Here is an 11637-nt window from a genome sequence, read left to right as displayed (position 1 = left end):
CCCCATGTGGCGCTTCACCGGCAACCAGTTGAAGCGCTGGCGCATGAAAGCGAACGTCTCCCGCGAGGAGTTGGCCGCCGCATCCAACTACTCCCCGGACACCATCAAGGCCATGGAACAGGGCGTACGCATGCCGACCCCCCGAGTCCTGGACGTGGCGGACGAGTTGTGCGGCGCCGAGGGGATGCTGAGCGCGGCGAAGGACTACTTGAGCAGGGAGAGGTTTCCGCCCCGGGCGCAGGAGTTCATGGAGCGGGAGAGGGAGGCGGTCTCTCACTGGTCGTACGAACCGACGTACATTCCAGGGCTGTTGCAGACCGAGGGGTACGCGCGTCTGCTCATCGACAATCACGTCCCCACCCTCGACGAGGAGGCGGTGGAGCAGCGGATCGCCGCCCGAATGGAGCGACAGGCGATCCTCACCGAGCGGAAGCCGCCCGTGGGACTGAGCTTCGTGGTCTACGAGGCGGCCTTACGGGCTTCTCAGGTGGACGCCGAGCAACTGCGCCGCTTGCTGAAGGCGTCCCGCTTGCGCAACGTCGTGCTTCAGGTCCTCCCGTTCGAGCGGGCCATTCCGGCGGCGTTCATGGGACCGATGGTGCTGCTGGAGACCGGTGACCACGAGCGCTTCGCCTTCACCGAGGGGCCGTTGGCCAGCGAGCTCTCGGCCGATCCGGAGGTTGTCAGGCGCACCACCGAGCGACTTAGCATGATCCGCACGCAGGCTCTCGGGCCTGACGAGTCGGCCCGTTTCCTCGAACGGATGGTGGATCGCCATGACTGACCAGCTCACGTGGTCCAAGTCGAGCTACAGCGACTCCGAGGGTGGCAACTGCGTCGAAGTCGCCCCCACCCCCACCACCATCCACATCCGCGACTCCAAGAATCCGGCCGGCCCGGAGATCTTGCTCCCCGCCCCCGCCTGGACGGCGTTCCTCAGGGGCCTCGCCGGCTGACCGTCTCAGCATGTGACCCGACCCACATTCCGCGTGCCCTCCGCCCCCCTGGGCATGAGCCTGTCGGACGCGAGCGGCCCGTACATCTCACGATGCGGTATCACGAGGGGTGAAAACGGGCGCTCGATAGACTGAACCGACCGCGGTACACCGGCGTATCCGCGGAAAGATCACAAACGGAGCGAGGAGCGCACGTGGGCCTTGTCGTGCAGAAGTACGGAGGCTCCTCCGTAGCCGATGCCGAGGGCATCAAGCGCGTCGCCAAGCGGATCGTGGAAGCCAAGAAGAACGGCCACCAGGTGGTCGCCGTGGTTTCCGCGATGGGCGACACGACGGACGAGCTGATCGATCTCGCCGAGCAGGTATCCCCGATCCCTGCCGGTCGCGAGCTCGACATGCTGCTGACCGCCGGAGAGCGGATCTCCATGGCCCTGCTGGCCATGGCGATCAAAAACCTGGGCCACAGCGCCCAGTCGTTCACCGGTAGCCAGGCAGGTGTCATCACCGACTCGGTCCACAACAAAGCCCGGATCATCGACGTCACGCCGGGCCGTATCCGGGACTCGCTGGACGAGGGCAACATCGCCATCGTCGCCGGCTTCCAGGGCGTCAGCCAGGACACCAAGGACATCACCACCCTCGGCCGCGGCGGCAGTGACACCACCGCCGTCGCGCTGGCGGCGGCCCTCGACGCCGAGGTGTGCGAGATCTACACCGACGTCGACGGCGTGTTCACCGCCGACCCGCGTGTGGTGAAGAAGGCCCGGAAGATCGACTGGATCTCCTTCGAGGACATGCTCGAGCTGGCCGCGTCCGGGTCGAAGGTGCTGCTCCACCGCTGTGTGGAGTACGCCCGCCGCTACAACATCCCGATCCACGTCCGGTCCAGCTTCAGCGGACTTCAGGGCACGTGGGTCAGCAGTGAACCGATTGGGGACAAGCAGGTGGAGCAGGCCATCATCTCCGGTGTCGCGCACGACACCTCCGAGGCCAAGGTCACGGTCGTCGGCGTGCCCGACAAGCCGGGCGAGGCGGCCGCGATCTTCCGCACGATCGCCGATGCCGAGATCAACATCGACATGGTCGTGCAGAACGTGTCCGCCGCGGCCACCGGCCTGACGGACATCTCCTTCACGCTGCCGAAGACCGAGGGCCGCAAGGCCATCGACGCCCTGGAGAAGAACCGCTCCGGCATCGGCTTCGACTCGCTGCGCTACGACGACCAGATCGGCAAGATCTCCCTGGTCGGCGCCGGTATGAAGACCAACCCGGGCGTCACCGCGGACTTCTTCACCGCGCTGTCCGACGCCGGTGTGAACATCGAGCTGATCTCGACCTCCGAGATCCGCATCTCGGTCGTCACCCGCGCCGACGACGTCCCGGAGGCCGTCCGCGCGGTGCACACCGCCTTCGGTCTCGACTCCGACAGCGACGAGGCCGTCGTCTACGGGGGCACCGGGCGATGACCGCCCGCGTCCGCGGAGGCGTACGCCGATGAAGGACCGTCCGACGCTCGCGGTCGTGGGGGCGACCGGGGCCGTCGGCACGGTCCTGCTCCGGATCCTGTCCCAGCGGGCGGACATCTGGGGCGAGATCCGCCTGATCGCCTCTCCGCGCTCGGCCGGCCGCAAGCTGGCCGTGCGCGGTGCGGAGACCGAGGTGCTCGCACTGAGCGAGGAGGCCCTCGACGGGGTCGACATCGCGCTGTTCGACGTGCCCGACGACATCGCCGCCCAGTGGGTGCCGATCGCCGCGGCCAAGGGCGCCGTCGTGATCGACAACTCCGCCGTGTTCCGGCTCCAGGACGACGTCCCGCTCGTCGTGCCCGAGGTCAACCCGCACGCCGTACGGCTGCGGCCGCGCGGGATCGTCGCCAACCCCAACTGCACCACCCTGTCGATGATCGTCGCCCTGGGAGCGCTGCACGCCGAGTTCGGGCTGCGCGAACTGGTGGTGTCGTCGTACCAGGCCGTGAGCGGTGCGGGGCGGGCCGGCGTGGAGACGCTGCGGCGCCAGCTGTCCCTGGTCGCCGGCACGGAGCTGGGCACGAACCCCGGCGACGTACGGCGGGCCGTCGGCGACGACACCGGGCCGTTCCCGGAGCCCGTCGCGCTGAACGTCGTCCCGTGGGCCGGGATGCCGGCCGAGGACGGCTGGTCCTCGGAGGAGATGAAGGTACGGGACGAGTCCCGCAAGGTCCTCGGTCTGCCGTCCCTGCCGGTGGCCGTGACCTGCGTGCGCGTCCCGGTCGTCACCACGCACTCCCTCACCGTCCACGCCCGCTTCCAGGACGAGGTCACCGTCGGGCGCGCCCGGGAGATCCTCGCGACCGCGCCCGGCGTGGTCCTGGTCGACAACCCGGCCGCGGGCGAGTTCCCGACGCCGGCCGACGCGGTGGGCACCGACCCGACCTGGGTCGGCCGGGTCCGCCGCTCGCTGGACGACCCGACGGCGCTGGAACTCTTCGTCTGCGGCGACAACCTGCGCAAGGGCGCCGCGCTGAACGCCGCGCAGCTCGCGGAACTGGTGGCCGCGGAGCCCGGCTGAGCCGTGGCCCTCGTTCCCCTGGAGGGAAAACCGGTCGCTCTGTCACCCGTCCTTTGTAGGATCTGTGGAAATCATGTGATCAGGACGATGGTCCAGGCCACTTGAATCGTGCCACCTGACGTTCGAAGATTTTTCTCCCCGCCTCCGCAACCGCGCGGACGGCGGGGAGCGTCTTTGCGATCGCCCTTTTCCGGGCTGCGGGAGGCGCGTCGGTCAGGGCCTGGCGAGGCCCGGACCGGGCGCGGGGACGCCCGGTCGCAAACGGACACAGGGGAAGAGCGGGGCTCATGACGGCACACGACTCAGTGTCGGGCGGCGCAAAAGTGACGCCGGGCGCGTACAACCCTCCCGGGGGGAAACGGGTCCAACTGGCGTGGCAGAGGTACTCGACTTTCCCGCGGCAGCGCGCGGCACGGCCCTTCGGCCCCGTCCGCCGGCCCTTCGACCGCGCATGGCCGGCCTGTCCGGTGGCATGCCGGTGATCGCGCCCATGCCCGCAGCGCGGCCCGCCCGCCTTCCCGGTCAGCGTGACGGCGCCGACCAGAGCGAGGCGGTGGCGGCCGGTACGACCGTCGACCACCTCACCGAGACCTACCGGGCGCACTACCGCTCCCTGCTGGGCCTCGCCGCTCTCCTCCTCGACGACACGGCCTCCTGCGAGGACGTCGTCCAGGAGGCGTTCATCCGCGTCCACTCCGCCCGCAAGCGCGTCCGCGACCCGGAGAAGACCCTCGCCTATCTGCGCCAGACCGTGGTCAACCTGTCCCGGTCCGCGCTGCGCCGCCGCATACTCGGCCTGAAGCTGCTGTCCAAGCCGATGCCGGACATGGCCAGCGCCGAGGAGGGGGCGTACGACCAGCTGGAGCGGGACTCCCTCATCCAGGCGATGAAGGGCCTGCAGCGCCGCCAGCGCGAGGTGCTCGTCCTGCGCTACTTCGCGGACATGACCGAGGCCCAGGTGGCCGAGACGCTCGGCATCTCGCTGGGCTCGGTCAAGGCGTACGGCTCGCGTGGCATCGCGGCCCTGCGCGGGGCCATGGGGGCGCGGACATGACCGCGCGCGCCGAGGGCGGCGACCACCACGAACGTCATGAGCCGGACGCCCGGCAGGACCCGGGTTCGCCACGCGAGCAACAGCCGAAGCCAACGCACGCTGGGAACGGAACTGTGAACCACGGCCCCGACGACCAGAGCCCCGAAGGGCTCGACTCGGACGAGCTGGCCCTGCGCCGGATGCTGCACCAGGCGGTCGAGGAGATCGAACCGCGCGAGGGCGGCCTGGACCACCTGCGCCGCGCGGTCCCGGCCCGCCGCGCCCGTAAGCGGCAGGCCGCCGTGGGCATGGCGGCGGCGGCCCTGTTCGTGGGCACCGCCATCCCCGCCCTGGTGCACGTCTCGCAGGCCACCGGCACCGACGCCGACCCCTCCATCGCCGGCAACAGCTCCCAGGCCCAGGGCGGCACCGGGCAGGGCAAGGACCCGAGCGGAGGGCAGACCTCCGGCACCGGGTCCACGGGCCCCGCCCACGACAAGGCCGAGCAGGGGAAGAAGGACCCGGAGAAGGGCAAGGCCGGCGCGGGCAGCGCCTCCGCCTCGGCCGGCACCGGGCCGTCCGCGTCCAGCCCGGCGAGCGTCCCCGAGTGCACCGCCGGGCAGCTCGGCGGCGCCACCGCCACGGCCGAGGCGCCCGACTCCGCCGGCATCGTCTACGGCACCTTCCGCGTCACGAACGTCTCCGACGCCAAGTGCGCCGTCGCCGGCTCCGGCACGGTCGGCTTCACGGCGCAGGGCGCGGCCGACGCCGCGAAGATCTCGGTCGTGGAGCACACCGCGGGCGACGCCGCGGCCGCGCTGTCCGACCCGTCGCTGTACGTGCCGCGGCTGGTCCTCGCGCCCGGCTCGGCCTACGACGTGAAGTTCGCCTGGGTGCCCTCCTCGACCTGCCCCACGGGCGGCTCCGGCAGCACCGGCGGCGGCACGACAGGGGGTGCCGGGGACGGCGGCTCCGGCAACCCGTCGCCGAACCCCTCGCCCAGCCAGGACGCGGCCACGGACACGGGCACGTCCACCGGCGGGGACACCGGCACCACCACCCAGCTGGTCACCGAGGACGGCACGGCCGACGGCAGCGTGGTCATCACGCACACCGCGCAGGCCGGCTCGCCGTCGGCATCGGTGACGGTGACCGGCGCGTGCGCGGGGACGGTCTACCGGACGGGGCTGCTGGCGGAGTCGTGACCCGACCCGCCGGCGCCGGCGCCGGGGGCGTCGGCTGAGGCGGCCTCGGTTTCGCGTTCGGCTTCGGGTCCGACTTCGGCTTCGGTCTCGGGCAGCAGGCCCAGGCGGGCGTCCTTCTGGAACTCCACCTCCCGGCGCAGCAGCCGGAACCACATGAAGACGACGAAGCCGGCGAAGACGAACCACTCACCGGTGTAACCGAGGTTCTGGAACGCCTTGAGGTCCAGGCCGGTGTCCGACGGCGCGCTCGCGGGCACCGCCTTCATCCCGGCGTCGCCCTTGTCGAGGGTGACCCACGCCGGGTAGACGTCGTACGGCACCAGGTTGACGAGGGTCGCCGAGCTGATCGCGGCGGTCTGCCCGGCCGGGAGGCCGCCCCTGGCGCTGACGCCGTTGTCGCCGGGCGTCTCCGGAGCCTGGAGCGCGCCGGTGACGGTGACCCGTCCGGCCGGCGGGGCCGGGGCCTTGGCCGGGTCGGCGGTGCCGGGCAGCCAGCCCCGGACGACGGGCAGGGCCTTGCCGCCGTCGACGCGCAGCAGGGTCAGGACGTAGAAGCCCTGGCGGCCGTCCAGCTCCCGGTCGGGTACGAGCAGCTGACGGTCGTAGTGGCCGGTGGCGGTGGCCTGCCGGCCCGAGGTCGCCTTGTCGACGGGCAGCAGCTCGGCGAGCGGGCGCGGGGCCTCGGTCTGCGCGGCGGTGGCGGTGGCCTTGGCGTCGCGGTGCTCGTCGACCCGGCTCTCGAAGCGGCTCAGCTGCCAGGAGCCCATGAAGATGCAGAAGGGGATGGCCAACAGCACGAAGACGTTGATCCCCCACCAGCGGGGCGTCAGCAGAAACCGGTACACACCACCAAAGGTACGGGGACGCTGCGCTGTGCTTGGCGCGGGGGGCGGTGGGGCGGAGGGCCGTTCACGGGTGCGGGCCCGTCGTGGCTGGTCGCGCAGTTCCCCGCGCCCCTTGAGGCGGGTGCGGGCGCCCGGCGTCTCACACCGGCGGGCACCCGGCCCGGGAAACCCCGGCAAGTTATCCACAGGGTCAGGACGGACGCGGCCAAACCGGCGGAGGACCAGGCACTATGGGCCCATGACTGAGAGCAACGGGCCCGTCTCGCAGGGGCGGCAGCAGAGCCAGGAAATGCCGGACTGGGAGAAGCGCTTCCGGGCGCCCCGCGTGTCCCTGCCCGACTGGGCGGAGGACGCCCCGGACCGGTCGCTGTTCGTGTCGAACGCGACCGGGACGTACGAGCTGTACGCCTGGGACCGGGCGAGCGGCGAGCAGCGTCAGGTGACCGACCGGCCCAACGGCACCACGGACGGCGTGCTCTCGCCCGACGGCCGCTGGATCTGGTGGTTCGACGACAAGGACGGCGACGAGTTCGGTGTCTGGCGCCGCCAGCCCTTCACCGGCGGCGAGGACGAACCGGGCGCCCCGGGCCTCGACCCGTCCTACCCGGCGGGCCTCGCCCTCGGCAGAGACGGGCGCACGGCGGTGGTGGGCCGCTCCACCGACGAGGACGGTACGACGATCCATCTGGCGCGCGAGGGCCGGGAGCCGGTGGAGATCTACCGGCACCGCGAGTCCGCCGGCGTCGGCGACCTCTCGCACGACGGCACGCTGATCGCCCTGGAGCACACCGAGCACGGCGACGCCATGCACTCCGCGCTGCGCGTGGTCCGCCCCGACGGCACGACCGTCGCGGAGCTGGACGACACCAAGGGCGGCACGGTCGAGCTGGGCCTGGAGGTCCTGGGCTTCGCCCCGGTGGACGGCGACACCCGGCTGCTCATCGGGCACCAGCGCCGCGGCCGCTGGGAACCGCTCGTCTGGGACGTGGCGACCGGTGAGGAGAGCGACCTGGCGCTGGAGCTGCCCGGTGACGTGAGCGCCGAGTGGTACCCGGACGGCAGCGCCCTGCTCATCGCGCACAGCTTCGAGGCGCGCAGCGAGCTGTTCCGCTACGACCTCGCGGCGCGCGAGCTGACGAGGATCCCGACCCCGCCGGGCACGGTGTCGGGGGCGACCGCCCGCCCGGACGGCACGGTGGAGTACCTGTGGTCGTCCTCCGCCGAGCCGTCCGCGGTGCGCTCGACCGCCGGCGCTGTGGTCCTGGACCCGCCCGGCCTGAAGTCGCCCGGCTCGGTGCCGGTGGAGGACGTGTGGGTGGAGGGGCCCGGCGGCCGTATCCACGCACTGGTGCAGAAGCCGGCCGGAGCCGGCGGCCCGCTGCCCACCGTCTTCGACATCCACGGCGGCCCCACCTGGCACGACAGCGACTCCTTCGCCGCAGGCCCGGCCGCCTGGGTGGACCACGGGTACGCGGTCGTGCGGGTCAACTACCGCGGCTCCACCGGCTACGGCCGGGCGTGGACGGACGCCCTCAAGCACCGGGTCGGCCTGATCGAGCTGGAGGACATCGCCGCGGTGCGCGCCTGGGCCGTCGAGTCGGGCCTGGCGGACCCCGAGCGGCTGGTCCTCACCGGCGGCTCCTGGGGCGGCTACCTGACCCTGCTGGGGCTCGGCACCCAGCCCGACCTGTGGACGCTGGGCATCGCCGCGGTCCCGGTCGCGGACTACGTCACCGCCTACCACGACGAGATGGAGGCACTGAAGGCGATGGACCGCACCCTGCTCGGCGGCACCCCCGAGGAGGTCCCGGAGCGCTTCGAGGCGTCCTCGCCGATCACCTACGTCGACCAGGTCAAGGCGCCCGTCTACATCTCGGCCGGGGTGAACGACCCGCGCTGCCCGATCCGCCAGATCGAGAACTACGTCAAGCGGCTGCAGGCCCGCGGGGCCGTCCACGAGGTGTACCGCTACGACGCCGGACACGGTTCGCTGGTCGTGGACGAGCGGATCAAGCAGGTGCGGCTGGAGCTGGACTTCGCCGAGCGGTATCTGCCGCAGCGGTAGCCGTCACCCGTCCGGTGCCCCGGTGGAACCAGCCGCCGGGTGGGGCAGTCTGTCCCCTCGTGGGAACGGTTCCGAGTCAGGGCGCACCGGCCGACGCCGCCGCGCACATGGTGGTGTGCGGGGACGACGCGCTCGCGCACCGGCTGGCCGCCGAGCTGCGCGGTGTGTACGGCGAGCAGGTCACGCTCGTCGTGCCGTCCACGCAGCGCACCGTCCGGCCGCCGGTGGTCGGCCGGGCGCGGGCGGTGTCGGCGGCGCTGCTGGACCGGGTGGTCGGCGCCGCCGTCAGCCTCGGCGCCGCAGGCGGCCCGAACGGCGGCGGCGGCAACGGCGGCGGCAGCACCGGTGGCGGCAGCGGCGGTGGGGACGCGGCCGGCCGGCAGGAGCGGCTCGTGGAGGCCGTCGAGCCGACCGAGGCGGTGCTCGCCGACGCGGGCGTGGAGCGTGCCGCCGCGCTGGCGCTCGTCTACGACGACGACGAGACCAACATCCGCGCCGCCCTCACCGCCCGCCGGCTCAACCCCCGCCTCAGGCTCGTCCTGCGCCTGTACAACCGGCGGTTGGGGCAGCACATCGAGGAACTCCTCGACCAGGCGGCCGCGTTGGCGACCGGTGAGGACACCGGTGACGCGTCGACGACCGTGCTCTCCGACGCCGACACGGCCGCGCCCGCGCTGGCCGCGGCCGCCGTCGCCGGCACCACCAAGGTCGTACAGACCGAGGGGCTGATGCTGCGGGCGGTCGAACAGCCGCCGGAGCGCGGATCGCAGTCCGCCCCCGGCCTGGCGACGCTGGCGCTGCTGTCGCCGCCCGGCGACGGCCCGGCGGGCGCGGTGGGTGCGGTGGGCGCCGACGAGCGGGGGCCCGAGCTGCTGCCCGACACGGCGGCGGTGCGTGAGGCCGCCGGGCGGTGCGGCCGGGTGGTGCTGGAGCAGGTGGCGTACGCCGGTGACGGCACGTCGGCGCCGGCCGGGGCGCGGCGCGGGATCGGGGCCGTCGTACCGCCGCTGGGGTCGTTGTTCTCGCGGCGGCTGCGGTGGTCGCTGGCCGGGCTGGTGGGCTGTGTGCTCGCTCTCGCGGTCGCCCTGTGGCTGGTGACGGGGGTGCATCCGCTCGGGGCGCTGTATCTGACGCTGCTGGACCTGTTCGCCATCAACGACCCGGCGGTCGGCGCGTCCACCGGCCGGCAGGTCCTCCAACTCCTGTCGGGGCTGGTCGGGTTGCTGCTGCTGCCGGTGCTGCTGGCCGCGGTGCTGGAGGGGCTCGGCACCTTCCGCAGCGCGTCCGCCCTGCGCAAGCCGCCGCGCGGCATGGGCGGGCATGTGGTGCTGCTCGGCCTCGGCAAGATCGGCACCCGGGTGCTGACCCGGCTGCGCGAGCTGGACGTGCCGGTGGTGTGTGTCGAGGCCGGGCCGGAGGCGCGGGGGCTGGCGACGGCGCGGCGGCTGCGGGTGCCGGTGGTGCTCGGGGACGTGACGCAGGAGGGCGTCCTGGAGGCCGCCAAGATCCACCGGGCGTCGGCGCTGCTGGCGGTGACCAGCTCCGACACCACGAACCTGGAAGCGGTGCTGTACGCCCGTACCGTCCGCCCCGACCTGCGGACCGTACTGCGGCTGTACGACGACGACTTCGCGACCGCCGTCTACCGCACCCTGCGCGCCGCGCACCCGCATGCCCGCACCCGCAGCCGCAGCGTGTCCCACCTGGCCGCGCCCGCGTTCGCGGCGGCGATGCTGGGCCGGCAGATCCTCGGCGCGATCCCGGTGGAGCGGCGGGTGCTGCTGTTCGCTGCGGTGGACGTGGCCGGGCACCCGCAGCTGGAGGGCCGCACGGTCGGCGAGGCCTTCAGGGCCGGTGCATGGCGGGTGCTGGCCCTCGACACGGCCGCGTCCGCCGAGCTGCCGGCCGAGCCGGAAGCGGTGGAGCCGAGGCCGTCGGGTCTGGTGTGGGACCTGCCGGAGACGTATGTGCTGCGGCCGCAGGACCGGGTGATCCTGGCGGCGACCCGGCGGGGACTTGCGGAACTGCTGGGGCGGCGCGGCCGGGCGGCTGCTCAGCGGACCTGATGCGGCACCCGTGGAGCGGCGGGCCGGCCGGGCCGCCGGGTGTCCCAGCCCAGGCCCGCGAGCGCCCGGGCCCGTTCCTCGACGACCGCCATGCGAGCGCGGCGCTCCACCGGGTCGACGTGAGAGGACTGGCCGGTGACCTGGCCGTCCCACTTGCGGTAGTACAGCCCGACTTCGCGGGTGAACCAGCCCGGGCTGACCGCGTCGAGGGCGAGCAGCAGCCCCGTGTCCTCGGAGGCCGGCAGGGCCATCCAGCCGCCGAGGGCGAGCAGCAGCTCGCGGCGGACGAAGAGGGTGGCCGGGTGGACCTGGGCGCGGTAGTCGTTCGCCGCCCAGAAGCCGAGCACCGCGCCCCGCTGGAGGGGCCCCTCGGCCGGGTCGCCGGGGAAGCCGACGGTCGTGCCGTCCGGCAGCAGGTCCAGGGCGCGCGAGGTGGCCCAGCCCAGCTGGGGATCGGCCTCCAGCGCGGCCAGGTCGCGGGCGAGCGCGCCGGGGGCGAGCCGGTCGTCGGCGTCGAGAACCTTCACGTACTCGCCGTGGGCGTGCGCGAGCGCGAGGGTGCGGGCGACACCGGGGCCTCCGTGCCGCCCCTGCCGGAAGGTGATCCGGGGATCGTCGGGGACGTGGGGCCGTACGGCGTCGCTCTCGCCGTCCTCCTGGATCACCCAGTGCCACGTCCAGCCGTCGGGCAGCGTTTGCGCACACAGCGACGCGTACGCCTCGGCCAGGAAGCGCGCCGAGGGCGCGTGAACCGCGGTGACGATGACGACGCGCCGGTGCACGGCAGCCCTCACCCGCCTTTCCGAATCACAGACGAACGACACAGACGAGCCGACCGAAGCCCCCCCACTGCCCAGCAAGGAGCCCGGCCGCTGATGACGGGGGAACCACCAGCGACCGGGCCGGGGCCAGCGTAACAA

At 73.0% G+C, this 11637-nt stretch carries 10 protein-coding genes; 8 read left to right on the top strand and 2 right to left on the bottom strand.

What is annotated here, in order from left to right; translation table 11 throughout:
* Window positions 1-4: 4 nt before the first annotated feature.
* The 6 genes from ACZ64A_RS30355 to ACZ64A_RS30330 all read left to right on the top strand — a co-directional run bounded on the left by ACZ64A_RS30355 (window position 5) and on the right by ACZ64A_RS30330 (window position 5741).
* Window positions 5-784, top strand: coding sequence for a helix-turn-helix domain-containing protein (locus tag ACZ64A_RS30355; protein ID WP_469815133.1), 780 nt, complete (start codon window positions 5-7; stop codon window positions 782-784).
* Window positions 777-956 carry a DUF397 domain-containing protein gene (locus ACZ64A_RS30350; protein WP_469814915.1) on the top strand — a complete coding sequence of 60 codons (180 nt, stop codon included), beginning with the start codon at window positions 777-779 and terminating at the stop codon, window positions 954-956. The genes ACZ64A_RS30355 and ACZ64A_RS30350 overlap by 8 nt, the downstream gene beginning before the upstream one ends.
* 194 nt (window positions 957-1150) lie before the next feature.
* Window positions 1151-2422, top strand: a complete 1272-nt coding sequence (locus ACZ64A_RS30345; protein WP_361634095.1) for an aspartate kinase — start codon at window positions 1151-1153, stop codon at window positions 2420-2422.
* A 28-nt stretch (window positions 2423-2450) separates the two neighbouring features.
* The gene (locus tag ACZ64A_RS30340; protein WP_469814914.1) at window positions 2451-3503 is read left to right on the top strand and encodes an aspartate-semialdehyde dehydrogenase; all 1053 of its coding nucleotides are present in this window, start codon (window positions 2451-2453) and stop codon (window positions 3501-3503) included.
* A 451-nt stretch (window positions 3504-3954) separates the two neighbouring features.
* Window positions 3955-4557 carry a SigE family RNA polymerase sigma factor gene (locus ACZ64A_RS30335; protein WP_469814913.1) on the top strand — a complete coding sequence of 201 codons (603 nt, stop codon included), beginning with the start codon at window positions 3955-3957 and terminating at the stop codon, window positions 4555-4557.
* 113 nt (window positions 4558-4670) lie between these two features.
* Window positions 4671-5741, top strand: coding sequence for a hypothetical protein (locus tag ACZ64A_RS30330; protein ID WP_469814912.1), 1071 nt, complete (start codon window positions 4671-4673; stop codon window positions 5739-5741).
* Here the strand turns inward: ACZ64A_RS30330 and ACZ64A_RS30325 are convergent.
* Complete coding sequence (locus tag ACZ64A_RS30325; protein ID WP_469814911.1) at window positions 5711-6586, bottom strand: SURF1 family protein; 876 nt, start codon at window positions 6584-6586, stop codon at window positions 5711-5713. The genes ACZ64A_RS30330 and ACZ64A_RS30325 overlap by 31 nt on opposite strands.
* Before the next feature lie 238 nt (window positions 6587-6824).
* On the opposite strand from ACZ64A_RS30325, the gene ACZ64A_RS30320 reads away from it, so the two are divergent.
* Together ACZ64A_RS30320 and ACZ64A_RS30315 are read left to right on the top strand one after the other, a co-directional pair.
* Window positions 6825-8651 carry a S9 family peptidase gene (locus ACZ64A_RS30320; protein ID WP_469814910.1) on the top strand — a complete coding sequence of 609 codons (1827 nt, stop codon included), beginning with the start codon at window positions 6825-6827 and terminating at the stop codon, window positions 8649-8651.
* 107 nt (window positions 8652-8758) lie between these two features.
* Window positions 8759-10717, top strand: coding sequence for an NAD-binding protein (locus tag ACZ64A_RS30315; RefSeq protein WP_469815131.1), 1959 nt, complete (start codon window positions 8759-8761; stop codon window positions 10715-10717).
* Here the strand turns inward: ACZ64A_RS30315 and ACZ64A_RS30310 are convergent.
* Window positions 10705-11511, bottom strand: a complete 807-nt coding sequence (locus tag ACZ64A_RS30310; protein WP_469814909.1) for a glycosyltransferase family 2 protein — start codon at window positions 11509-11511, stop codon at window positions 10705-10707. The genes ACZ64A_RS30315 and ACZ64A_RS30310 overlap by 13 nt on opposite strands.
* Between the last annotated feature and the right edge of the window lie 126 nt (window positions 11512-11637).

It is taken from the genome of Streptomyces sp. NPDC104814 (assembly GCF_055583185.1).
The sequence above is the reverse complement of the archived record's forward strand: the minus strand, read 5'-3'. Positions and strand labels throughout refer to the sequence as shown.